The 23,345-nt window shown below is 71.1% G+C and carries 23 protein-coding genes and 1 tRNA gene; 7 read left to right on the top strand and 17 right to left on the bottom strand.

What is annotated here, in order from left to right:
• Nucleotides 1-93: 93 nt before the first annotated feature.
• A complete protein-coding gene (locus BGM09_RS12195; protein WP_188281535.1) occupies nucleotides 94-984 on the bottom strand; it encodes a hypothetical protein in 891 nt (296 codons plus the stop codon).
• 205 nt (nucleotides 985-1,189) lie between these two features.
• Between BGM09_RS12195 and BGM09_RS12190 the strand changes: the two genes are divergently transcribed.
• On the top strand, nucleotides 1,190-1,633 hold the full coding sequence (locus BGM09_RS12190; RefSeq protein ID WP_188281534.1) for an ATP-binding protein: 444 nt from the start codon (nucleotides 1,190-1,192) through the stop codon (nucleotides 1,631-1,633).
• 86 nt (nucleotides 1,634-1,719) lie between these two features.
• Here the strand turns inward: BGM09_RS12190 and BGM09_RS12185 are convergent, their stop codons facing one another.
• The gene (locus BGM09_RS12185) at nucleotides 1,720-3,132 is read right to left on the bottom strand and encodes an aminopeptidase P family protein (RefSeq protein ID WP_317452670.1); all 1,413 of its coding nucleotides are present in this window, start codon (nucleotides 3,130-3,132) and stop codon (nucleotides 1,720-1,722) included.
• Nucleotides 3,133-3,605: 473 nt separating this feature from the next.
• Nucleotides 3,606-5,120: a PP2C family protein-serine/threonine phosphatase gene (locus BGM09_RS12180; RefSeq protein ID WP_411158294.1), complete on the bottom strand. Its 1,515-nt coding sequence runs from the start codon at nucleotides 5,118-5,120 to the stop codon at nucleotides 3,606-3,608.
• 915 nt (nucleotides 5,121-6,035) lie between these two features.
• On the opposite strand from BGM09_RS12180, the gene BGM09_RS12175 reads away from it, so the two are divergent.
• A complete protein-coding gene (locus BGM09_RS12175) occupies nucleotides 6,036-6,749 on the top strand; it encodes a bifunctional DNA primase/polymerase (protein WP_188281533.1) in 714 nt (237 codons plus the stop codon).
• Nucleotides 6,750-6,972: 223 nt separating this feature from the next.
• Entirely contained in the window at nucleotides 6,973-7,242 is a 270-nt protein-coding gene (locus tag BGM09_RS12170) for a hypothetical protein (protein WP_188281532.1), read from the top strand.
• A 672-nt stretch (nucleotides 7,243-7,914) separates the two neighbouring features.
• Here the strand turns inward: BGM09_RS12170 and BGM09_RS12165 are convergent.
• The 3 genes from BGM09_RS12165 to BGM09_RS12150 all read right to left on the bottom strand — a co-directional run bounded on the left by BGM09_RS12165 (nucleotide 7,915) and on the right by BGM09_RS12150 (nucleotide 11,132).
• Nucleotides 7,915-8,877, bottom strand: coding sequence for a DUF5926 family protein (locus tag BGM09_RS12165; RefSeq protein ID WP_188281531.1), 963 nt, complete (start codon nucleotides 8,875-8,877; stop codon nucleotides 7,915-7,917).
• Between the two features lie 194 nt (nucleotides 8,878-9,071).
• Nucleotides 9,072-9,857 (bottom strand): ATP-binding protein, encoded by a 786-nt coding sequence (locus tag BGM09_RS37620; protein ID WP_317452668.1) that lies wholly within the window; start codon nucleotides 9,855-9,857, stop codon nucleotides 9,072-9,074.
• A 345-nt stretch (nucleotides 9,858-10,202) separates the two neighbouring features.
• Complete coding sequence (locus tag BGM09_RS12150) at nucleotides 10,203-11,132, bottom strand: glycerophosphodiester phosphodiesterase (RefSeq protein ID WP_188281530.1); 930 nt, start codon at nucleotides 11,130-11,132, stop codon at nucleotides 10,203-10,205.
• Nucleotides 11,133-11,321: 189 nt separating this feature from the next.
• Here BGM09_RS12150 and BGM09_RS12145 point away from each other — a divergent pair, with 189 nt between their 5' ends.
• Both BGM09_RS12145 and BGM09_RS12140 read left to right on the top strand, forming a co-directional pair.
• Nucleotides 11,322-13,094, top strand: coding sequence for a S1C family serine protease (locus tag BGM09_RS12145; protein ID WP_317452666.1), 1,773 nt, complete (start codon nucleotides 11,322-11,324; stop codon nucleotides 13,092-13,094).
• A 36-nt stretch (nucleotides 13,095-13,130) separates the two neighbouring features.
• A tRNA-Ser gene (locus BGM09_RS12140) sits at nucleotides 13,131-13,217 on the top strand.
• Between the two features lie 141 nt (nucleotides 13,218-13,358).
• On the opposite strand, the gene BGM09_RS12135 is transcribed toward BGM09_RS12140, so the two are convergent.
• The 11 genes from BGM09_RS12135 to BGM09_RS12085 all read right to left on the bottom strand — a co-directional run bounded on the left by BGM09_RS12135 (nucleotide 13,359) and on the right by BGM09_RS12085 (nucleotide 21,425).
• Nucleotides 13,359-14,810, bottom strand: a complete 1,452-nt coding sequence (locus BGM09_RS12135) for a tyrosine-type recombinase/integrase (protein WP_188281528.1) — start codon at nucleotides 14,808-14,810, stop codon at nucleotides 13,359-13,361.
• A gap of 62 nt (nucleotides 14,811-14,872) precedes the next feature.
• The gene (locus tag BGM09_RS12130; RefSeq protein ID WP_188281527.1) at nucleotides 14,873-15,094 is read right to left on the bottom strand and encodes a helix-turn-helix transcriptional regulator; all 222 of its coding nucleotides are present in this window, start codon (nucleotides 15,092-15,094) and stop codon (nucleotides 14,873-14,875) included.
• Complete coding sequence (locus BGM09_RS12125) at nucleotides 15,091-15,420, bottom strand: hypothetical protein (protein ID WP_188281526.1); 330 nt, start codon at nucleotides 15,418-15,420, stop codon at nucleotides 15,091-15,093. The genes BGM09_RS12130 and BGM09_RS12125 overlap by 4 nt, the downstream gene beginning before the upstream one ends.
• A gap of 87 nt (nucleotides 15,421-15,507) precedes the next feature.
• On the bottom strand, nucleotides 15,508-15,798 hold the full coding sequence (locus BGM09_RS12120; RefSeq protein ID WP_188281525.1) for a DUF6303 family protein: 291 nt from the start codon (nucleotides 15,796-15,798) through the stop codon (nucleotides 15,508-15,510).
• A 2-nt stretch (nucleotides 15,799-15,800) separates the two neighbouring features.
• A complete protein-coding gene (locus BGM09_RS12115) occupies nucleotides 15,801-16,400 on the bottom strand; it encodes a hypothetical protein (RefSeq protein WP_188281524.1) in 600 nt (199 codons plus the stop codon).
• A gap of 98 nt (nucleotides 16,401-16,498) precedes the next feature.
• Nucleotides 16,499-16,741 carry a hypothetical protein gene (locus BGM09_RS12110; RefSeq protein WP_188281523.1) on the bottom strand — a complete coding sequence of 81 codons (243 nt, stop codon included), beginning with the start codon at nucleotides 16,739-16,741 and terminating at the stop codon, nucleotides 16,499-16,501.
• A 31-nt stretch (nucleotides 16,742-16,772) separates the two neighbouring features.
• A complete protein-coding gene (locus tag BGM09_RS12105) occupies nucleotides 16,773-16,967 on the bottom strand; it encodes a hypothetical protein (RefSeq protein ID WP_188281522.1) in 195 nt (64 codons plus the stop codon).
• Nucleotides 16,967-17,218 (bottom strand): hypothetical protein, encoded by a 252-nt coding sequence (locus BGM09_RS12100; protein WP_188281521.1) that lies wholly within the window; start codon nucleotides 17,216-17,218, stop codon nucleotides 16,967-16,969. The genes BGM09_RS12105 and BGM09_RS12100 overlap by 1 nt, the downstream gene beginning before the upstream one ends.
• Nucleotides 17,219-17,778: 560 nt before the next feature.
• A complete protein-coding gene (locus tag BGM09_RS12095) occupies nucleotides 17,779-19,839 on the bottom strand; it encodes a cell division protein FtsK (protein WP_188281520.1) in 2,061 nt (686 codons plus the stop codon).
• Between the two features lie 147 nt (nucleotides 19,840-19,986).
• Nucleotides 19,987-21,141: a hypothetical protein gene (locus BGM09_RS37615; RefSeq protein ID WP_223186705.1), complete on the bottom strand. Its 1,155-nt coding sequence runs from the start codon at nucleotides 21,139-21,141 to the stop codon at nucleotides 19,987-19,989.
• Complete coding sequence (locus BGM09_RS12085) at nucleotides 21,138-21,425, bottom strand: hypothetical protein (RefSeq protein WP_188281519.1); 288 nt, start codon at nucleotides 21,423-21,425, stop codon at nucleotides 21,138-21,140. Before BGM09_RS12085 ends, BGM09_RS37615 begins: the two co-directional genes overlap by 4 nt.
• 363 nt (nucleotides 21,426-21,788) lie before the next feature.
• On the opposite strand from BGM09_RS12085, the gene BGM09_RS12080 reads away from it, so the two are divergent.
• Both BGM09_RS12080 and BGM09_RS12075 read left to right on the top strand, forming a co-directional pair.
• Nucleotides 21,789-22,577: a GntR family transcriptional regulator gene (locus BGM09_RS12080; protein ID WP_188281518.1), complete on the top strand. Its 789-nt coding sequence runs from the start codon at nucleotides 21,789-21,791 to the stop codon at nucleotides 22,575-22,577.
• Nucleotides 22,574-23,341, top strand: a complete 768-nt coding sequence (locus tag BGM09_RS12075) for a glycosyltransferase family 2 protein (RefSeq protein WP_188281517.1) — start codon at nucleotides 22,574-22,576, stop codon at nucleotides 23,339-23,341. The genes BGM09_RS12080 and BGM09_RS12075 overlap by 4 nt, the downstream gene beginning before the upstream one ends.
• The last annotated feature ends 4 nt before the right edge of the window (nucleotides 23,342-23,345 follow it).

Raw genomic sequence — 23,345 nt, 5'->3', positions numbered from 1 at the left:
ACTCATCGGCCCAGTGAGGGCCTCTAAGAACCGCAAGGACCTGCAAGTCCCTGGGGATCTACGCCAAGGGGGAGTCGGCGGGGGTGCGTCGCGTCAGGCCGCCGCGAGGCCGAACGGCGGCCCGCGCCTTGCCAGCGAGTGCCGCAGCAGCCACACCGTGCGGTGTCTGGCCGCCGTCGCGTCCGCCGTGCAGCGCCGCCGCGGCCGTACGCCCGCGGTCCCGGCCGCCTGCGCCGCGAGCGCGGACAGCAGCACGTGGGCGCGGCGCAGTACGGCGGGCGAGAGCGCGGCCAACTCGGCGGCGCCGCGCACCGACAGCCGTATCAGCCGCCAGAGGGCCGCCTCGCCGCGTCGCAGCACCCAGCCCGCCACCACGGCGGCGAGCAGGTGGCCGAGGAACATCGGCAGGGAGCAGAAGGGCAGCGACACCACGGCGTGCGCGACGCTTCCCGTACCGCCCGCGGCCGTACCGCCGCTCATGTCCATGCCCGGGGTGTGCACGGGCGCGCCCATCGCGGACGGGTCGAGCCCCGCCTGCTGGACGACCCACTGCGCCTTCTGCGGAGTCAGCGGCCCGGCGGCCGTGCTCCCGCAGACCAGCCGGGCCGCGACGGTCAGCAGACCGCCGGAGCCGGAGCCGAACCCGGAGCCGGCGCCGGACCCCGCGCCGCCGCCGTGCCCGGCGGCCGTCGTACTCGCGCACATCTGCCCGGCGTTGAAGACGCTGTGCAGCGCGAGCTGTCCGACGGCGAGGGCGGCGGCGATGCCGGGCAGGGTGCGTTCGCGTCCCGCGAGCGGAGCGACGACCGCGAAGACCGAGAGCCAGCCGACGACCAGCGCCCACACCGGCACCGTGCGGCCGGACGCCATCGCGTGCCCGACCGCGGCCAGCACGACGCAGACCGCGGTGAACACCGCGGCCCGCAGCAGTCGCATTCCGGCGCCGGCGCGCACGGAGGGGACGGAGCCCCGCGTGGCAGTCATGACGGCGGTCATCTTCTCACCGCGCGCTCCGGGCGGATACGGCGGGTGTCCGGCTCGCGGTGGTGTGCGCGTGAAGTCCCCCTACACGCGTACGCCGGGCATTGGCATCCGCCGAATGAGCGATATCACGTCAACATCGCGCTTACGGGACGCTCTTCGCGGCAATACGTAACCTTATGTCGAGCCGCGGCCAGGAGGCTGGAGCATGAGCATCTGGTGGTCACTCCATTTGCGGCGCGAGGCTGCGAGCGTTCCGCTGGCCAGAAGGCTGCTGATCGGGACCATGGAGACGGCCGGAGTCGATCCGGAGATCTCCTTCGACCTGGCGGTGGCCCTCTCGGAAGCGTGTGCCAACGCCGTGGAACACGCCGGATCCGGCACGGAGTACAGCGTCACCGCGCGGATCGACGGCGACCAGTGCCGTATCGAGGTCGCCGACTCCGGTCCCGGATTCCCCCGCGACCGCTTCCGCCACCCGGCCCGGCCGCTGAGCCCCAGGGGCCAGCAGGCCGAGCACGGACGCGGACTCTTCCTCATCGAGGCGCTGGTGGACCACGTCCACTTCCAGAACCGGCCGGGTCACGGCACGGTTGTCTCCTTCGACAAGGTGCTCAAGTGGCGTGACGACGCCCTGCTGAAGGCGTCGTAGCGCCGTTCGACTCCGGTGGAACCGCTCGACTCCGGTGAGACCGCTCGACTCTGGTGGGACCGGCTGGGACCGGCTGGGGTCCGTGTTCAGCCGCGCAGCCCCGCCATCCACGCCTCGACCTCGTCCGAGCGCCGCGGCAGCGCGTCCGACAGATTGCGGTTGCCGTCGTCCGTCACCAGGATGTCGTCCTCGATCCGGACACCGATGCCGCGGTACTCCTCGGGCACCGACAGGTCGTCCGCCTGGAAATACAGGCCGGGCTCGACCGTCAGCACCATGCCGGGCTCCAGGGTGGCGTCCACGTACGCCTCGGTCCGCGCGTGCGCGCAGTCGTGGACGTCCATGCCGAGCATGTGGCCGGTGCCGTGCAGCGTCCAGCGGCGCTGGAGGGCCAGTTCGAGCACCCGGTCGACCGGGCCTTCGAGCAGCCCCCACTCGACCAGCTTCTCGGCCAGCACGCGCTGCGACGCCTCATGGAAGTCGCGGAAGGCCGCGCCCGGCTTCACCGCGTCGATACCGGCCTGCTGGGACTCGTAGACCGCGTCGTAGACCTTGCGCTGGACCGGCGAGAAGCTGCCGCTGATCGGGAGGGTGCGGGTGACGTCCGCGGTGTAGAGGTGGTGGGTCTCCACGCCCGCGTCGAGCAGCAGCAGGTCGCCGGAGCGGACCGGGCCGTCGTTGCGCACCCAGTGCAGGGTGGTGGCGTGCGGGCCGGCGGCGCAGATCGAGCCGTAGCCGACGTCGTTGCCCTCGACGCGGGCGCGCAGGAAGAACGTTCCCTCGATGTACCGCTCGGAGGTGGCCTCCGCCTTGTCGAGGACCTTGACGACGTCCTCGAAGCCGCGCGCCGTCGAGTCGCACGCCCGCTGCAATTCGGCGATCTCGAACTCGTCCTTCACCGCCCGCAGCGCGGACAGGAATTCGGTCAGCTCGGCGTCGCGCTCGGCCGTCACCTTGTCGCTGAGCGCCGCCTCGACGCCCGCGTCGTGCCCGCGCACCACGCGGACAGGACCCGCCGCCTCGCGCAGGGTCTCCGCGGCCTTGCGGACGTCACGGCACGGCATCCCGAGCATCTGCTCGGCCTCGGTGAGGCTGTGCCGCCGACCGACCCACAGCTCGCCCTGGCCGTCCAGCCAGAATTCGCCGTTCTCCCGGTTGGAGCGCGGCAGCAGATACGCGGTCGCCGCGTGCCCGCCGCCCTTGCGCGGCTCCAGCACGAGGACGGCGTCCTGCGTCTGGTCACCGGTCAGATAGGCGTACTCGGTGGCCGCGCGGAAGGGGTACTCGGTGTCGTTGGAGCGGGTACGGAGATTGCCCGCCGGTACGACGATCCGCTCGCCGGGGAAGCGCTCGGACAGCGCGGCGCGGCGCGCGGCGGCGTACGCGGCCTGCGGCAGCGGGGCCAGTCCGTGCAGTTCCGTGTCGGCCCAGTCGGACTTCATCACGGCCGCCAGCTCGTCGGAAACAGCCGGGTAGAGGCGGTTCTTGCGCTGCTTGATCGGCTTGTCGTCGCCGTCCGCCGCATCGCCGTCGGCCGCGTCCGTGGCCGCCGCGTCGGTGGCCGCTTCGACTGCCGCGTCCGTGGCCGCCTCGGCCGCCGTCACGGCCGTCCCCGTCGTCTCAGGAGTCTCGGGCGTCTCCTGTCCGACCCGATCGACCTGCTCGTCCGGCTGTGCCTGGGCCTCGGCCACGTCCTGTCCTCCTCGCTGTCGTCGCCATAGCTCCCTGGAGGTCCCGCCGGGACCCGCTATGGACCTCTACGCATCGTATGTGCGCGCGGAAGAGGACGTGCAGGGGGCATAGGTCCTGAATCGATCACGAATCAGGACCGGGCCGACCGAAGCGGACGCGGGTGTCCGCGGCCCGACTTTCTCAGCGGCCCGTGTCCCTAAGGGCCCGTGTCTCCAAGGGGCCGTCTCTCTCGGTCTCAGCCGAAACGATCTCGGTCGAATCGGTCTCAGTCTGAACGGTCTCAGTCGAAACGGACGGCGAGCAGGACGACGTCCTCGACGCCCTCGGAACGGTCGAGGCCGTCGGGCAGCACGGCGTGCAGGATGTGGTCGACGAGACGGTCGGGGTCGTCGCGGGCCGGGCGCGGGGCGCTCTGCGCGGCGGCGTGCAGCCGGGCGAGCGCCCGGTCGGCGGACTCCCCCGTACGGTGCAGCAGCCCGTCCGTGTACAGCACCAGGGTCTCGCCGGGCCGCGCGTACAGCTCGACGCTGGGCGCCTCCCAGCAGCTGAGCATGTTCAGCGGCGCGGACAGCGACGTCTCGACGTACTCGCAGCGGCGGTCGCCGACCACCAGCGGCGGGCAGTGTCCCGCGCCCGCCAGGATCAGCTTCCGGCCGCCGGGGCCGCCCGCCGGGCGCGGGCCGCCGTTCCCCGCCGCCGCCTCCACGTACGCGAACAGCGCCGTCGCGGACCTGGCGGGCTCGGTGAGCCGCATCAGCAGTTCCAGGTCGGACAGGACCGCGACCGGGTCCTCGCCCTCCATCACCGCGTACGCGCGCAGGCTCGCGCGCAGCCGTCCCATCGCGGCCACCGCGCCGGGACCGCGCCCCGTCACCCCGCCGACGGCCAGGCCGAGCGCGCCCTCGGGCAGCGGCAGCGCGTCGTACCAGTCGCCGCCGCCGCGCGGACTCGTGCGGTGCCGGACCGCCGCCCGTACGCCGGGGACGCGCGGCAGCCGTTCGGGCAGCAGTTCCGCGGCCAGCGCCGCCGTGGTGTCCCGTGCGCGGCGCAGGTCGAGCACGCGTGCGGTGTGCTCGGCGGCGAAACGCAGATACAGGCCCATCAGGCGGCGCTGCCGGTCGTCGGGCTCCGCGGGTTCGTCGTAGAACCACACGGCCGTGCCCAGCCTGCCGTGCGACTGCGCCGTCAGCCGCAGCGCGTAGCTCGCGCCGAGGCCGAGCTGGACGGCGACCTCGCGGTGCCGCCGGTCGAGGCCGGGTTCGTGCAGCAGGTCGGCGTGGACGCGTTCGCCGTCCGCGTCCCGCGCCTGCCATGCGTCCTCCGCCCCTGATCCGTCCCGCGCCTCTGATCCGTCCCGCGCCGCACAGTCGTCCCGCGCCCCTGATTCGTCCCGCGCCGCACAGTCGTCCCGCGCCCCTGATCCGTCCCGCGCCCCTGATCCGCTCGCGTCACCCGGCACGCCGGTGTCGGAGGCGGACGTACGGGGTACGGGCACGGTCTCGATCGTGCCGAGGTCGGCGTGGCCGAGGCCGAGGCCGACGGTGCGTTCGGGGCCGAGGCCGTCGGCCGGTTCCAGCGCGACCATGCCGCGGCGGGCGCCGACCAGGGTGGCCCCGGCGCGCAGCACCTCGTGCAGCGTGTCGTCCAGCGCGGTCGTACGGGCCAGCCGCTCGGTCAGCTCGTGCACCAGGGACAGGTCGCACACCCAGGAGGCCAGCCGGTCCTGCACGGCGGGGGAGCCGTACCGGTCACCGGCCGCATCACCAGGCGCATCACCAGGCGCATCACCGGCCACTGCCTCCGGCTCCCGAGGACGGCCCGCACCGGGTACGGTCACGGGCTTGGCCACGGCTCCGGTGGCCGGGTCGGCTACGGGCGCGGTCGCCGCGGAATCGGCCGCCGGTTCCGTCGCTGGTGCCGTCGATGGTCCTGCCGCCGGTCCTGCCGCCGGTTCCGTCGCGGGTGCGGGCGGAGCGGCGGGGGAGACGGCGGGGACCGCGGAGGCGGCCGTGACCTGCGCGGGGCCTCCCGCAGAGGACGCATTTTGCGCCGCCGCGGAAGGAGGTGGCTCGGTTCCGGCCACTTTTTTCATGTGAGCGGCGCTCATGGCCGGGGGCTTCCGGCCAGTCGCCGATGGATGGGGCATTCCGCGCTTTTCGTCCGCAAAGCGCGGAGCATCTGCATCAATAGCATCGCAAACCCCCATGTCGTGGCGCGCCGCTACCAAGGAACCCACTTGTACACGCACAATCGCGGGCATGTCCAGGATTGTCCTGGTAGACGGTGTGGTGTCGGGACGTGACCGGCGTCACGTGCCGTGGTGCGCCGGTGGCCTGGAGTAGCCGTCACGCCGCCACAGGTTGGCCAGAAAGCGCTACCCCCGTCTCATGCGCGCTGTCGACTGATCCCGGCCAACAGCGCGTCATATTTGCGGGTGATGGGTAGGAACCCGGAGTCCGGCTCAAGCGTCGTAGTACGTAAGCAATTGACAGCCGACCCCACCCCGAGTGGCGAGCGGGAGCTGCGCCCAACGGGATCCACGACTTGTGGCTCGCGATCGGGGCAAGTGAGCAAGCGCCATGCGCACGCCACCCACCGCCACGTTCCACGCTCGGCCGGCGGCGTGATGCGCTGCCTCGTAAACGGTGTGCTCGACAGATACGTGTGCAAGGGCAGATCCCTGGGCGTTAACGGAAAGGAACGAGCGCTGATGCGCGAGATCCTCGGAAGGCGACGCAAGCTCTCACTGCCGCGAAAGGGGCGGACCGCGTTGCGTGACGCGGCGCTCACCTATGCCGAGCAGTGGCAATGGCCTGTGGTGCCCGGTGTCGGATACGACAAACGCGGCACATGGCGGGCGACCGGTGCGCAGCCGTGCGCCTGCGCCCGCCCCAACTGCCCGGTGCCCGGCGCCCATCCGCACGAGCCGGGACTCCTGGCCGCCACCCGTGACCCGCGCATGGTGCGCTGGTGGTGGACGTGCAGGCCGGACGCGCCGGTGGTCCTCGCGACCGGCGACCGGGTGTCCGCGGCGAGTCTGCCCGCGGTGGCCGGCACGCGGGCGCTCGACGCGATCGAACGCCTCGGCGTACGGCTCGGCCCGGTGGTCGCCACCCCCACCCGGTACGTGATCCTCGTCGCGCCCTACTCGCTCGCCGAACTGGGCGAACTCCTCGACAGCCAGGACTGGGTGCCGACGTCGCTGCGCTACCACGGCGACGGCGGATACGTGGCGCTGCCGCCGTCGAGCAGCAGCGCGGGGCAGCTCCGCTGGGTGCGGCCCCCGGTGCCCGAGGCGACGGGGCCCGACGCGCCGGTCGGGCTCGGCGGCGCCGCGCCGTGGCTGCCGCGGATCGGCGACCTCGTGGACGCCCTCGTCCGCGCGGGCCGCACCGCGCCGGACGGCGACCGGCTCACCTATTGATGCGCTTATTTGATGCGCGTATCGATGTGCTGCGTTGACACCGCGCCTGTTCTGAACGCTGTTCAGGGCGGGCGCGGTGTCGTGATGCCGCGCGCGCTGTCACTCGTTCGGGTAGCCGAGGGCCCCGGCCCTGCGCTGAACGGCGCCTGATCGTCCCGAAGTCCCCGGTCCGCCCGCTACGTTCGGCGGACCGCAACCGTCGAGCGCAGGTGGGGTCGTGCCCATGGAGCCGAAGTCACAGTCGCAACCGCAGTCGCATGCGCTAGCCGTTCAGCAGGTGGCGCAGGACCATGTGTCGGGGCTGCGCATGGTCGCCCTCGCGAGCGTCGCCGCCCTGGCCGTCGTCCTGCCGCTGGCCGCCGCCACGGACGGCCCCTCGGAACACCCGGACCACGGCGGCCACTCCGGCCACGCGGGCCTCGGCGCCCCGCACGCCAGGACCACGTCCGTGGACGGTTACGGAATGCTTCCGCCGCCCGCCGAAGGCACCTGAACCGCTACCGACCGGTACGACGAAAAGCGTCGCCGTCGTATCCCTCGCATGGCGAAAAGCGCCGTCCGGCGCCCCGCGGGCATGGAAACGCCCGGTCGCTGGCGACGGGGGATGCACCAGCGACCGGGCTGCCCAAACGGTAACAAGACTTCGTCCGTTCGCAAATTCCCCGACGGCGCAGGGGCGCCGATTAGGCGCGATTCAACGGGAGTTGTGACCGGAATCACGGCCCGCCCTCCGGCCACGTTCTGCCCGCCAACGAATCGGGCGCCCCCCTTGCGCCAACGCCGCGCCTCGCCCAGGACGTGCCCCGTCAGGGGCGCGGGGAACCGCGCGCCCAGCCACAACGGTGGCGAGCTTTACATACCGGCCCCAGCGGGGCAGTTGCTGTGGTTTTTCGGGCCGCAGGCCCGGTGGGGGCTGGTCGCGCAGTTCCCCGCGCCCCTTAGAAGATCGGCGCGGCGTCCTGCGCCAGCGCGGCGCCTCGCCCAGGACGTGCCCCGTCAGGGGCGCGGGGAACTGCGCGGCCCGCCCCCACCGGCCGGTGGTCCGGCGACAGCCGACGTGCCCCGCTGGGCCGGGTGGTGAGAGCGGCTGCCGCCGTGTGGGCGCGGGCAACCCCCCGTACGGCTGGAGGCCGTGGAATGGCTCGCCGCCAGGCGGCGGCCGGCGTCAGCTCAAGGTGATCTGGCGGTTGGTGAAGCCGCTGCGGGCGCGCCGCTCGTCGGCGGTGAGGGGGCCGGACTTGGCGAGCGTCTCGGCCAGGCGCTCGTTGAAGGCGGCGGCGGGCTTCTCCACCTCGTCGGCGCCCATGCCGACCGGCAGGTCCCACACCGGCACCACGAGCCCGTGCGCGCGGAAGGAGCCGACCAGCCGCGTACCGTCACCCAGCGACGACACCCCGGCGGCGTGCAGCCGGGCCAGCGCGTCGAGCAACTCCTCCTCGGGGTGCGGCATGACCCACCGCAGGTGGTTCTTCTCCGGCGTCTCGCACCAGTACGCGGCGTCCACGCCGGTCAGCCGTACGGTCGGGATCGCCGCCTGGTTGGCGCGCTCCAGCGACGCGGCCACCTCGCCGGTCGCCGCGTCGGCGTCCTCCAGCCAGAACTCGAAGCCGCTGTGCACCTCAGGCGTGAAGGGCGCGTCGAGGTCGAGCACGTCCTGGAGGCGCGGCCCGTCCTGCGGCGGGCGGCGGCCGTCCACCGGATTGCCGGGCGCCGCGGTGAGCGCGCGCAGCAGCGTGTCGGCGAGGTCGCGGCTGACGTCACCGGACGCCGCCTCGTTCTGGAGGCCGAGCAGGACGGCCCCGGTGTCGCGGCGCAGTCCTGGCCAGGCCATCGGCAGCACGGTGCCGAGCGTCACCGAAGGAACGCCGTCGGGCAGCGCGTCCTTGAGGGTGAGCGGGGCGGTCGCCGCCGGGACCAGCTCGCGCAGCGCGACCCAGTCGCACTCGCCGGGCAGCCCCTCGAACGGGCGACGCACCAGCTCGGTCACCGCGTGCGACGCCTCGCGGCCGTGACACGCCTTGTACCGGCGGCCCGAGCCGCAGGGGCAGGGCTCGCGCGCGCCGACCACCGGGACCTCTCCGCTCGTCGGGACCTTCGTCTTCGTCGCGGTCGCGCGCTTCTTGGCCATGGCTCGGTCTCTCCCGTAACGGCGGTGTTCCGGCCGCGAGCCTAGCGCCCGGCGAGGCCGCCGCCGGACCACGGCGAGGCGTGTGGAGGGGCGGGGGAGGTCACCGGGGCGCCGCCCTGCGCGCCGCGCCGCGTGCCGTGCCCCGTGCCGTGCCCCGCGCGGGTGGGTGCGGCCCTCCGCGTGGGCCCGCGACCTCAGCCGCGTTCGTCGACCGCCTCGACCGAGTCGAACGCGGTGTTCAGCGACCCGAGCGACCCGAGCGCGTCGAACGCTTCGATCGATTCGGCCAGGTCCATCGACATGCCCATCGACATGCCCACCGGCAGGCCGCCGCCCGCACCGACGATCGGACTGATTCCCGTACCGCCGATTCCGCCGAGTCCGGCCCTCTGGCCGCGCGTGCCGTCCGTAGGGCCTGTGCCGACTGTGCCGCCCGCGATCACCGGGTCGTCGCGGCGCGCGTGCCGGGCGCGTACCGCAAGGACCGCCCAGACCGTCACCTCGCCGGGCGCGTCGTCGCGCACGCCCCAGCGCAGCGACAGGCTCCCGACGATGCCGAGGCCCCGGCCGCCGTGCGCGCTCAGGGAGGGGGTGGAGGGGCGTGGCCTGGTGGGGCCGCCGCCGTCGGTCACCTCGACCGCGAGGAGTCCGTCCGTGCCTATCGCCCACGCGGCGCGTATCCCGCACTCGCCGCAGTCGGTGCGGCCACTGTCGCTGCGGCCACCGTCCGTACGGTCGTTGGCCGTACGGCCGCGGTCCGTCTGTGGGTCGTCCGTCCGTGGGCTGTCGTGACGGCCGCCGGCCGTCCAGTCGTCGTTCCCCGTACGGGGAGTGTCCCGGGCGGACCTTGTGCCATTGGCGTCACCGGCGTCCCCGCCGCCACCGGCCTCGCGCGTCTCCAGCGGACGCGCGTGCCGGAAGGAATTGCTCAGCAACTCCGACAGGATGAGGACGGCGTCGTCGATCACCGGCTCCGGCACGTCCTGCGCGCACAATTCGTTCCGCAGTTTCCGGCGCGCCACCGCGACGCCGGTCGGACCATGGGGCAGGGCCATGGTCGAGGACGTAGGCACCTCCTGCGCCACCATCAACGACACCCCCGAGACCTCCTTCACGCCCTTGCGCCACGGGATGGATGCCCTCTGCGACTCGGCCGGAAACAAGCCAACCGCGATCTATTGACGTACTCCGTACACATTCACGACGCACAATTGCAGCCCGAACACGATACGAACGCGCCGGGGTACGCCCTGTGACGGCAGTTGCCTGTTGATGTCGGCTGCTCTGTGTTGACTCCTGCTGTGGCCTGCGGACATCTGTGAACTTCAGCGACCCAGCTGGGACAGAACCGCACTCGGGCGGTTGGTGATGATGGAGTCCACTCCGAGCTGTACGCACAACTCGACATCGGCGGGTTCGTCCACCGTCCAGACGTGCACGCGGTGCCCCGCCTGGCGCGAACGCGCCACGTATCCCGGGTCGGCGCGCACGATCCGCATGCTCGGCCCCGCGATTCCGACGCCCGCCGGCAGCCACCCGCTCCAGCGCCGGGGGAGCGCGTGGCGCACCAGGAAGACGGTCGGAACCGCGGGCGCGGCCAGCCGTACCCGGCGCAGTGCCCGCGGCGAGAAGCTCATCACCCGCACCTGGGCGGGCTCCCCGCGCGCCGGGCGGTCCATACCGAAGTGCCGCAACAGGTCGAGCAGCCGCCGCTCGACCTGGCCCGACCAGCGCGTCGGGTGCTTCGTCTCGATCGCCACCTCCACGCGGCGGTCGGTGTCCGCGACCAGTTCCAGCAGGCGGCGGAGCGTGAGGACGCCGCTGCGTTCGCGTACGGCGTTTTCGTCCTCTTCTTTTACGCGTCCCGCGCGGGCCCCTCTTATACGCGCGCTTATATGCGCGTCTTTCGTACGGGCGTCTCCTGGGTGACGGTCCCGGCTTCCTGGGCCGCCAGGTTCTCCGTGGCCGTCCTTCCAGGAGCCGAAGTCCAGCGTGGCGAGGTCGGCCAGTGCGAGGGAGGAGACGGCGCCCCGGCCGTTCGACGTACGGTCCACCCGCCGGTCGTGGACACACACCAGTTCGCCGTCCGAGGTCAGCCGGACGTCGCAGTCCAGGGCGTCGGCCCCGTCCGCGATGGCTTTCCGGTACGCGGCGAGCGTATGTTCTGGTACGTCCGCGGAGGCGCCTCTGTGGGCGACGACCTGGACAGGTCGCCCGTCCGCAAACCCCTCCGGGACCGCGCGCGCGTAAGTCACCGTGCCATGGTGCCACCGTCTTCCCGGCGGCCCGGTAACACGGCCGTACGACGGGTACGCGAAGATGCACAGCTACCGCTTACGGCGGTCCGACACGCCGTGGGAAATGCTGTGTTCGGCCCACCACCTTGTTCCGCACCCGGTTCGGAATCCTGTTCAGAACCTGTCACGACCCTGAGGAGAATCGCTGTGAGCACCGAGAACGAAGCCGGCTCCGGCTCGGCTGCGGAGTCGGCAGCGCCCGCGCCCGACGGTGCCTCGGCGGCCCAGGCCCCCGTACCTCCTGCCGCTCCGCCGCTCGCCCCGCCGACCGCTCCTCCGACGGCCCCTCCGGCCACTCCGGCCACTCCGCCCGCGCCCGCCGCTCCCCCGGCGTCCGCGGACGGCGAGTCGCGTACGGAGATCCTGCCGGAGGTACGGGACGCGGCTCCGATGCCGCCCGCGGATCCGTACCGGGCCCCGGCCGACCCGTACTCGTCGTCCTCCTCCTTCTCTTCCTCCTCTTCGCCCGCACCTTCTCCTTCGCCTTCGCCCTCGCCTTACGGGCCGCCGAGCGGGCCGCCTTCGCCTTACGGGACGCCGCCTGCCTCGGTGTTCGCGGCGGAGCAGCCGCCCGCGGCGTCGGGCGCGTTCGGTGCGTCGGGTGCGTCGGGTACGGAGCAGGGTGCGGGGTCGGGGCATGGCGGGTCCGGCCACGGTGGCGGGCCGCACGATCCGTTCGCCGCGCCGTCGTCCCCCTACGGCGCGGCGAACGCGCCCGGTACCGGCCAGCCCGGCGGTCCCGGCGGTCTGCCGCCGGCCTGGGGCACGCACGTTCCCCCGCCGCCGAACGACGGCCACAAGCGCCGCGGCGGCATCGGCGGCATGGTCGCCGCCGTCCTGGTCGCCGCGCTGGTGGCGGGCGGCGTCGGCGGAGGCGTCGGCTACGCGATCGCCGACCACAACGACAAGGGGAGTTCCACCTCCTCCACCACCGTCTCCGACTCCGGCAGCCAGAAGGCGTTCAACCGGGCCCCGACCTCGGTGGCGGGCATCGCCAACAAGGCGCTGCCGAGCGTCGTCACCATCAAGGCCAGCGGCAGCCAGGAGAGCGGCACCGGCACCGGTTTCGTCTACGACACCGAGGGCCACATCCTCACCAACAACCACGTGGTCGCCCCGGCGGCCAACGGCGGCAAGCTCACCGTCACCTTCTCCAACGGCAAGACGTACGACGCGGCCGTCATCGGCCGCGCCCAGGGGTACGACGTGGCCGTCGTCAAGCTGAAGAACGCCAGCGGCGTCAAGCTCACCCCGCTGCCGCTCGGCAACTCCGACCAGGCGCAGGTCGGCGACGCCACCATCGCCATCGGCGCCCCCTTCGGCCTCTCCGGCACGGTCACCACCGGCATCGTCAGCGCCGTCCACCGCCCCGTCGCCTCCAGCGACGGCCAGGGCAGCAGCGCCTCCTACATGAGCGCGATCCAGACCGACGCCTCGATCAACCCCGGCAACTCCGGCGGCCCCCTCCTCAACGCCAACGGCGCCGTCATCGGCATCAACTCCGCCATCCAGCCCGCGGGCAACAGCGACCCCGGCACCCAGGGCGGCAGCGTCGGCCTCGGCTTCGCCATCCCCATCAACCAGGCCAAGCGCGTCGCCGACCAGCTCATCAAGACCGGCCAGCCCGTCTACCCGGTGATCGGCGTCAGCCTCGACACCCAGTACCAGGGCGACGGTGCCAAGATCTCCACCGACTCCAGCACCGCCATCACCTCCGGCGGCCCCGGCGCCAACGCCGGCCTCAAGCCCGGTGACGTCATCACCCGCTTCGACGACACCCTCATCGACAGCGGCCAGACCCTCATCGGCGAGATCTGGCAGCACTCCCCCGGCGACAAGGCCACCATCACCTACACCCGCAACGGCACCTCCCACACCACCACCGTCACCCTCGGCCAGCGCACCGGCGACAGCAACTAGCCCCCACCCACTAAGCTGTCCCCGCGCCCCGCGCCAGGAGGCTTGCCCGAGCGGCCTAAGGGAACGGTCTTGAAAACCGTCGTGGCAGCGATGTCACCGTGGGTTCAAATCCCACAGCCTCCGCCGAGGTGGATGTAAAAGCAGGTCAGAGCGGGTGCCCCAGGATCTGGGGCACCCGCTCTGCTGTTGGTTGTCTCACTCTGCGTCGCCGGTATCCCGGCGTTGGTCGGTGCGTGCGGGCCACGCACGGGCCAGATTCGTCGGTTACGCTCCGTCGTTGACGTCGGCGTCACCGCTGGCCAGAGCCCTGGTGATGCGGGCGTTGTCCGCGTCCTGCCGCCCCTTGATGACTTTCGCGTAGAAGCGGTAGAGCACGGTGACGCTGTGGCCGGCGCGACTCGCGACCTCCACCGGATCGACCCCCGCCTTGAGCCACAGGGACACACAAGCGTGGCGCAGGGAGTAGGGGACTTCCGCCAGCGGAGTTCCCTGGTCAGCCGGAGCGAGGGTTTCGTGTCGCGCGAGCTGCCACACGTCGGCGTACTCCGTAGAGCGCAGACGCCCTCCTCCGGCAGCCCGGAACATGCGGCCGTCCGGTGCCGTGCCGTACCGCGCGAGGTGCGTGCGGAGCATGGATACGAGGTCCGGCGGGATGGGCACCGACCGCGTCGCCTTCCTCGCCCGCTTCTTCAGCCCGCGTTTCTCGTACGACAATCCGTCGTCCGTCCATCCGGCGGCCACCTCGGGACGGCTCTCGGAGAGCACGAGTTCTCCCCAGGCGCCCGCGTCGCCTTCGTCGGGAAGCCGACAGGCGGATTCACCTAGCGCGGCGACTTCTGACGGACGCATGGCGGCGTAGTACATGCAGCCGAAGAACGCCTCCAAGTGCTCGCCACGCACGCCTCGTTCGCCCACAGACTGGATAAGGGAACGTGCGAGCTTGGGGTTGGGGACGTAGCGGAAATCGATCTCATCGTCCGTCTGCGGGGGACTCCAGTCGATCCGGGTGAGGGGATTGACGGCGAGGAGGTCGCGTTCCACCGCGTAGCGCAACGCGTTGTTGAAGACGCTGTATTTGCGGCGAGTGGTGTTCTCCGCGGCCACCTTGCCGTCGAGCCGGTGGGACAGAGCGAACAGGGCGTCCCGGAGGACTTCCGAACCCTTGAGTTCGCTTACCTTCATGGAGTGTTTGGCCATCCACGCCAGCGCCGTCGCCATGTCCTCCGGAGGCGTTTCCACGTCCTTTCGGGCCTGGGGACGGCCGTCGTCGTTCAGGACCACCCTCCCTTTGTCGTCCCGCGCGGCCTGGAACACGTACGCCTGAAGGGCTCGCCGAAGCGTCGCCGCAGGCGGGCGCTTCTCCTTGCTGGCGACAACCAGTGTCGGAGTCACCGCCGTGAGCGCGTCGGCGATGCCTGCCCGATGCTTGGCAGAAATGTCAGGCCACTTCATCAGGGCGTACGTGCACGCGTGCTCGTACCAGGTCGGCGACTTCAGTTCGTGCAACTCGGAGGCTGGCAACCCGGTGCCGACGTCGAACTGTTCACGTTGCCGCAGGGCTTCGAGGAGCTGAGACTGTCGGCCCTCAGCTTGCGTCTTGAGCCGGAAACTCTGCGAGTGCGGGCGATCCCCTACGCGCCAGCGCAGTTCAAACGGCTTCCGCCGATTCTTGCGCTGGCGGATCGCCCAGAACTCCACCTCATACGTGAGGCTCATTGGGTTCTCCAAACCGGAACCGCCCCGGCTATGAACGCCGGAGCGGCTCCAAACGGGGGTGGTCAGTCGACGCCCTGCTCGCAGGAACTCAGCCACGTGTCGAGATCGCTGCGGCGTACGCGGATCTGGCCGTTCGGGAGCTTGATGCACCTGGGTGCCTTGCCGCGCGCCCGCATCCGGTAGAAGGCAGACCGGGACATGCCGATCTCGTCCAGGACTTCGGGGAGTTTGAGGCTTCGACGGCCGGACGTCTGGCGAGTCGGGCCGCGGGAGGCGAGCCTCATACGGCGGCCTCCGATACGGCGTCGCCGTAAGGGAAGATGACGTAGAAACGGAAGGTCACTCGGTCGATGTCCGCCGTGAACTGGAGCTGCACGTCGCCGTGGAGGTCGTTGAACTCGACGGATTCCGCGGGTGCGTGGAGCGCTTCGCGCCAGGTCTCCAGGGTGCTCGGGCTGTCGAGCTGGGCGCGGATGCGGTCGAACTCGTGCCTGCCGCAAGCGATGTACGGGGCCGGAAGGTCCGGATACTGCTCGGCGAGTCGGAGCATGGCGCGTAAGGCGTCCGCCTGGTCCGAGATGGTCGGCGGGGAGTTGGTGTTGTGGGGCATGCTGAGGGCTCCTCCTGTGTCGTGTTCGGGATGGGAGGGCCGGGGCAGCGGGCGTTCTTGGCGGATTGGTCGCTGCCCCGGGCGAGGTCAAGTCGCGGTGACCGGGGCGACTTTGACGCTGGCGATCAGCGAGACGGTGCCTTCGGGGTCGCCCTCGAAGAAGGTCTCCATCCACTCCCAGGCGGTGTCGGCGCTGAGCGGCGCGTAGCCGAGGGCACGCAGGGCGGCGGTACGGGCGCTGACGGTGGGGACGCCGTCGCCGACGGGGAACGGGATGTGCGCCCAACGGGCTTCGTCGGGCTCGGCGACGAAGACCTCCCAGGCGGTGCCGTCCCAGGAGTGGATCATGTGGGCGTGCAGGGGGCGGGTGTGGGCCACGGTCAGCCCGCCTGAAGGAAGCCGTGGGCGTCCGCGAAGCGGATGAGGTGCTGGAGCGTGCGCTCGGCGCGCTCGCCGTACGCGTACGCGGCGTCGGCGAGTTGGTCGGTGAACTCCTCCTCCCCGTCCGCGGGTTCGCACGCGATGACCCGGGCGCGGAGGTCGGCAAGCTCGGCGCTGCCGGCGTCGCGGGTGAGGGACGGGCTGACGTCGGGGATGCCGTCCGCGGTCACGGTGTAGTTGCCGTTCCGGTCGCGGGGGAGTTCGACGTGCCGGGGGCGCTCGCTGCGCAGGACGGCGGCCACCGCCGAGGCGGCGCCGTGCGCGTAGCCGAGAGCGGTGTTCTCGTACAGCTCGTGCGTGTGGTGCTCCAGGACCATGTAGAGGTCGCTGAGCTGCCAGAGCGCTTCGTCGTGCGGGCGTACGGGTTCGGCGTCGGGCACGGTGAGCAGGCCGACGACGGGCACGATACGGGCGGGGTCCGCAGTCCACGCGGCGTGGCGGGCATGGCTGTGGGCGGTGCGCAGTTCACGGGCGGCTGCGCCGAGGGTGTACACGCTGTCGGTCAGGCTGGGGTGCCAGTCCGGGGCGATGTCGGGCATGGGGTCCCTCCGTTGGGCGGGCCGGGCGGTCTGTCCGGTCCTCCGCACGAGCCCAACCTCCTTCTGTGGATGGGAGGTTGGGCCCGCACGGGGGTGCGTCAGGCCAGGTACGGGAGGACCGGGGCGCCAAGGGAGGCAGCCTGGAGGACCGTGCGCAGGTCGCCGCCGACCGCCGCGAGCCGCTGCTCGATGGCCTGCCAGGACTCCGGGTCGATGGCCATGAGTCCGGCGACGGCAGTGGGACCCTGGCCGAGTTCGAGAGCGGTGAGGACGTCGCGGAGTTCGCTGATGGCCATCAGGGAGATGCGCGGCTGGGATGCCGCGAGTGCGGGCGTACACATGAAGTTGCCTCCTTACGAGGTCACTTGACGGCTACTTGCCGGAGTTGGGGATCGCGTCCCTGAGCGCGGACATGAACTGGTCGATCGAGGGCGCGGCGTTGCTGCGTGCGAGGTAGAAGCCGAAGAGCAGCGCGACGACGGCGGCCCCGGCGCCGACCGCGCGGTAGCGCATGAGCAGGGCCAGCAGGACGCCGAACAGCGCGAGGGCGGAAATACTGAAGGCCATCAGCGGACCCCCTCACGGTGCAGACGAGTGGCCACGTTGTAGAGGTGACGTCCCACGCGGATCCGTTGGCCGTATCCGCGGCAGCGACGGCACTCCCGGCCGCGCACGATCCGGCCGCGCCGGTTCTGCTTGACCTTGAAGCCGAATCCGCGGCACCTGCGGCAACTGCCGAGCGCACTCGCGGCGCACAATGCGGCGTAACAGAGTCCCGCGATGACGATGAGGGCTATAGCGGTGACGAGCGAAGGCATGAGAACCCCTTCCAGGGCGGAATCAGGGCATGCGGAAAGTGGGCCGCTAGCAGCTAGACGCCAGGTCAGAGGGCCATTGGGGCGCTAGCGGGGGTGCTAGACCTAGCGGGATGCGACGCTAGAGAAACGGCTGTTCCGATGTCGCGAGCAGCGTCCGCAAACGCCGTTGCTTGGGAGTCACCTGTCGACGTAGCCTTCTGCTCCGAGCGGACAGAAAGCGAGGTTCCGGTGCGGAGGTCCCCGCAGGAGAAGAAGCAGTTGAGTTACCGTAAGGACCGCCGAAACGCCTTCGGCGAGAACGACAAGAGTTCTCGTCGCAACATTCGCCGGAACAAGCGGGCGGTCAGCAGCGCCAACCGACGGCGCGAGCAACTCGCGCTTGCAAACTTCCCGGACCTCTCTTCCCCGACCGAGGCTGCGGACACGGTGGACGAAGCCCTCCACAGGCGACGTCGGAAAACGTGGAGGAAGGTCCCCGACCAGCCGCTCGGGCTGGTGGTCGCCCAACGACTGGAGCGGCGAGCAGGCGTCGGGATGGTCGAAGGGCGGCAGACGTCTGCTCAAGATGCGGACAGGCCAGGGCTGGCCTGACAGGGCTTACGCGGCGCTCGGCCGGTCCGACTCTTCCCATCGATGGCGGCGAGCACATCAGCACGCCGCACCCCACGCCGATTCGCGCCCTTGCCGTCCTCCGTCGTGCCCCACACCTGTACGGTGCGGATGCCGTACGGCTTTACGGCGGAGGCCAGTTGCTCAGGGCTCCACTCGCTGTAGACGTCGGGCCGGAGTTCGGCGAGGCGGGCGATGATGTCCTCGCTCCACGTCTTCGACGTCCCGGCCGGGATGGCGGTGAGCAGATCGGCGAGCAGGTCGTACGAGGGGGAAGCTCCGCCCTCGGGTTCCTCGCCGAGGGCGTGCCCGGTGAGGCGACCCGCCGCCTTGCGCAGCTCGTACAGGCGCAGCGCGAGCGCGTCAGCCGTGGGCGCGTCGAGATAGACGGAGCGCACGATCCGTGCGTCCGAGCCCTCGCCGACGAACCACGCGATGCCCTTGTCGGCCCAGGCGAGCAGATTCGCGCGGATGCCGCGCTTGTACGAGCCGGTGCCGAGCACCATGTCGTTCTCGATCTGGCCCATGACCTTCAGGCACCAGCGCAGCGTGGCGTTCGCGGAGATGCCCGTCGGCAACGACTTGGAATCCGGCCGCTGCGTCGCGAGGAGCAGCGTCATCCCCAGCGCGGGGCCGCGCTTGACGAGGTCGGTGCAGTGCTCCTCGAACTCCCCTCCGTAGGTGGGGTGTTCGAACCACTTCTGGCACTCATCCACCCCCACGACGATCGGGTGCAGCCCGAGCTTCCTCATGTCCGCCAGCGTTGACGTGACCTTGGACTCGGGACAGAGATCTTTGGGCAATTCGCGAATGACCCTCGCCCGCCGCCTCAACTCCCCCCGGAGCTGCCGGAGATCAGCGAGCGCGTACGCGATGTCGTCCTCTTCCTCACCCGCCCGATAGCGGTGGGCGACGCGGCCGACGGTCGACAGATCGCCCGTCCCCTTGAGGTCGTACGCGTGCACCTCCGCTCGCGGGTCCATGCACGCGATGAGCAGCAACAGACGCAGAAGGAAGGTCTTGCCCATCCGCGGCACGGCGCCGACGATCCCGGACACGTACATCAGGGACGTCACCACCCACCGCCCACGTTGGTCGGTCGCGAACGGCTGTGCCTTGAACAGATCCAGCGGCTTGACGTCCAGAAGCGGCCACTTCGGCTGCCGCGTCTGCGACATGTCCTGATCGCCGACCCACAGCCGCAGCCTGCCGGTGTGTTCGTCCGGCACCGCCTCCGGCCATACGCAGCCGAGCGGACGCCGCAGCCCGGACGCGAGCCGCTCGCGGCGGTCGATCACGTCGGTGACGGTGACGCCGTACGGGAGGTCGCCCTCGGCGAGCCAGCCGGGACCGTCGCGGGTGATGGGTGCAGTGAAGGCGAAACCGGGTCCGCCCTTGGCCTGAGCCTGGTTGATCGCGGGGATGCCGAGCGCGCCCAGGGCCCGCAGCACGATGTCGCTCGTGAGCTTCGAAGCCTTGGGAATCTCCACAGCCCTGTGAATAACCGGATCATCAGCCGGTTGCCCGAGCCGTCCCATCACCATCACGGCTGCCACACCCGACAACGCGAGCAGCCACGCCGGCGCCAGCACGTACAGACCGATACCGACCACGGGCACGACGACCGACGCGACGACTCCAACGGCCGACCGCCACCGCACCCGCCGATCCCGCTGCCGCGACAACTTGAGGTACTCCTCGATGTCCTCGCGCGTCGCCGCGGCCTGCCGCAACGGCTCGCCCTCGGCGTCGACCAGCCACCGCAGCGAGCCGCCCACGAAACGGGCGACTCCGCGCGGCGCCCGAAGCGTAAGCCGCAACGCGTACCAGGGCGTTCGCACCGCGTGATACGCGCTGACGTGCCCGGCGTACGCGACCACGCCCTTGCCCGCGGCCCCGAACTCCCGACGCGACCGCGCCCACGCCGGCACAACGGGTCGCCGCTTGACACCCCGTACGCGATCGACCAACCCCGGTCCGCTCGGACCGCGCGATGCGTCGACCTTGACCACCGGAGAAGTCGCTAACGGCACATGCCCCGGGTCCTGCTTGTCGTGATTCACTGGCGATTCCTTTCCTGTTGGGAAGGGATTCCGGGGCCCGGCCCTACCCGCCAAAGCAGCGGCCGGGCCCCGGTGTTGGGATTGAACGGCGAGCCGTCAAGGCTGCTTCGCCGTACGCGTTGATCCGGCCGGGCCGTTCACCGGGCGGGGACCGCGTTCTGTGTCGAGCCGTACGAACACGCCGTGTACGTAGCTCGGCGCCCGTGTCGCCCGCCGCGCCGTTTCGCGGACGCTGAGACCGTCGGCCCACCCTCGCTCGATCGCCGCCGTGGCCTCGGCGGTGCCGAGCTTGGCGGGGGCGCGTTCAGGTGATCGGCCACCGTCGTCCGCGCCGTCCACCGGCGGAAGGTCGGTGAACAGCGTGCGCGGGTAACGGCGGATGCTCGCGGTGGCTCGGGCCATCTGATCCCGGGTGTGCGCGGCGAGAGCGGACGCGGCGGGGTCCGGTGAACGTTCACCCCACGGCGACACCAATTCAACGGTCGCCAACGCCGCCGCGTTCCGCCGTGCGGCGAGTTGGTCGAGCATGACGCGCCGCTGCTCGCGGTCGCTGCCGACCGAGGCACGGGCAACCGCGACGGAGAGACGGCGCGCGATCCGCCGCCCTCGCCGCTTGCCCCGCCGGGCGGGGCTCATTTCGGCGAGGCGTGACGCGAGAGCGACCGCTCGTACGGTGGCCCGGTCGCGGGTGATCTGCGCCGCGTCCCGGTGCCGCTCGGCGACGCCGAGCCGGGAGAGGAGCCGCTCACGCAACTCCCTTGCCACCAAAGCCCCGAAGCCGTTGGACGACGCCTCGGGCTTCCGGTGCCGCAGCTCGATCCCCATGGCGAGGTGCCAGAGCATCGCGGCCATAACTGGGCCGATGAAGGCGCGCACGGTCCCGCCGACCGGCCCGGACTCGGCGTACGCCGGGATGATCTGCACCCCGGTGATGACCCACGCCAGGACTCCGGGGACGCCCGGCGCCGCGTTCGGCCCGTTGAGGTTCTGTCGGGCCATCAACGCGGTCGCGAACAGGGCGAGTTCAGCGGCGCCGAACATCGCCGCGCGCTCGACCGTACCCGCGATGTCGAGGTAGTCGGCGGCGAACCGCCTCGACGTATCGGCGCTGTACGCGGTGCAGCCGACTGCCGCGAGGGCGGCGACCCCGATGGCAGGCGTGCCGCGCCGCAGGTGCCGGACAGTTCGCCATACGACGAGGCCGGCGACGCCGAGCCCACCGCCAATCAGGATGGTCTGCGACGCGATCATGCCGCTTCCCCGAACCACATCGGGCGCCCGGACAGCCGACTGTTCCTCAGCAGCGCAACGCCACCGAGCCACAGGGCACAGACCGCGTCCTCCCGGGCGAGCGCGTCGGAGGCGCCCTCTTCCAGCAGTTCGGCGAGTACGTCGCGGGCCACCGCCTGACGAGCGGCGCGTTCGTCATCCGATTCACCCGGGATACCGAGGAACAGCTCCCGAAGGAACTCCCGGGCATCCAGTAACTCGCCCTCGTCGCAGAGGACTTCACACCGACCTCCGTACGTACACATGGCTCTCCTGAAGTTGGGGGTGGGAGAGCCGACGGCGGTGTCCGCGCTGGTACGACGGCTGCTGCCGTCGGCTCACGGGACGAGTGGTCATGACCTCCGGCACCGCAGCTCACAGCAGCCGTGCCGGGATCAAAAGCACTCGTTCGTTCAGGCGCTCTGTGGAGTTTTCAAGGAGCCGGCGCTGCCTTCGGACCCGTGTCGCGGGGCCCTCCGGGCGTCCTTCTCACGTTTCTCCTTAAGAGAACCTGTCCTCAAGTCCTCTTTAGGAGTAAGGATGAATATGAGGCATGGGTCACTCACTCGTCAAGACCTCTTGATGACTTGTATCCTGGGGCTGCTAACGGATCAGGACGGTGAGGCCCCATGGCCAAGGCATACGAGCGGATCGCTGACGATCTCCGCCAGCTCATCCGTGCAGGTGAACTGCATCCTGGTGACCAACTGCCCTCCGAGACCAAGCTCGTTGAGCAGTACGGGAAGAGCCTTCCGACCCTCCGGCAAGCGCTCAGCCTGCTTCAGGCCGAGGGCCTGATCGAGAAGGTGCACGGTCGCGGCAACTTCGTCCGCCTCCCCCGCACGCTCGTCCAGCGCACCAACGGCCGCCACCAATGGGAGAAGGACCGGGCCCGTGAGCCCGAGCCCCTGCGGGCACAGACCGGTTCGACTGAGCGCGACACCGGTCTCGAACTGAACGACCTCGTCTTCTACGCCGCGTACCGCGAGATCAAGGCGGAGGGGGCGATCGCCGAGGCGTTCGGTATCCCGGTCGGGACCGCGCTCCTGGAGCGGACCTACCGCACCCGGTATCGGGCGGAGAGCGCGCCGTTCAATCTCGTACGGTCCTATCTCGTACGGGACATGGTCGCGGAGAACCCTGACCTCCTGGACGAATCCAAGGAGCCCTGGCCAGGGGGGACTCAGAGCCAGCTCTTCACCGTCGGGATCGAGCTGGGCCGGATCGAGGAGCGCATCACCGCCCGCCCGCCGACCGCCGAGGAAGCGGAGGAGCTGGGGCTGCCACCCGGGACTTCCGTCCTCGTCCTCCGCAAGACGTCGTACGACGTCGCCGGCCGTCCGGTCGACATCTCCGACGTCACACTCCCCGGTGACCGCACGGAACTCCTCTTCACCACCGACCTGGAAAGGTGGTGAACGCCGTGACCAGGCGCACCATCGACGTCATCACCGCCGTCCACGCCCCCGCTGCCCCGTACCTCGCGGACGCGTACAAGTCCCTGGTCGCCCAGGAACTTCCCGACGGCTGGCACTGGCACTGGATCATCCAGGAGGACGGCAAGGGGGACGCGGTCGCCCCGTACGTACCCGACGACCCTCGCGTGACCTTCGGCCAGGGACGCCCCGGCGGCCCCGGCGTCGCGCGCATGATGGCGATGGCCCACTCGGGCGGGGACTACGTCAAAGTCCTCGACGCCGACGACCAGTTGACGCCCGGCGCCCTCGCCCGCGACCTGGCCCTCCTCGAAGCCGACCCCGCCCTCGGCTGGACCACCTCCCGCGTCCTGGACCTCCTCCCCGACGGCTCCACCGCCGGCTTCGACCAGGACCCCGCCGACGGCCCCATCGAGCGCGGCGCCGTCTTCGACCACTGGAAAGCCCACAACTTCCGCGCCCAGGTCCACCCCGCAACCCTCTTCGTCCGCCGCGACCTGCTCCTCGCCCTGGGCGGCTGGATGGCCCTCCCCGCCTCCGAAGACACCGGCCTCCTCCTCGCCCTGAACGTCGTGAGCCCCGGCTACTTCACCCGCGAATACGGCCTCCTCTACCGCAAGTGGGAAGGCCAAGCCACGGCCCAGTCCACCCACACCGACGACGCCGAACGCGCCGCCCGCATGGCCGTCATCGAGGCCCGCGCGGAAGCACTCGCGATCGGTGGGTGGAACTTCTCTGCGAGATGAATAG

It is taken from the genome of Streptomyces sp. CBMA29, assembly GCF_014596445.1.
GTDB lineage: Bacteria > Actinomycetota > Actinomycetes > Streptomycetales > Streptomycetaceae > Actinacidiphila.
This window is presented reverse-complemented; position numbering and strand designations above follow the sequence as displayed.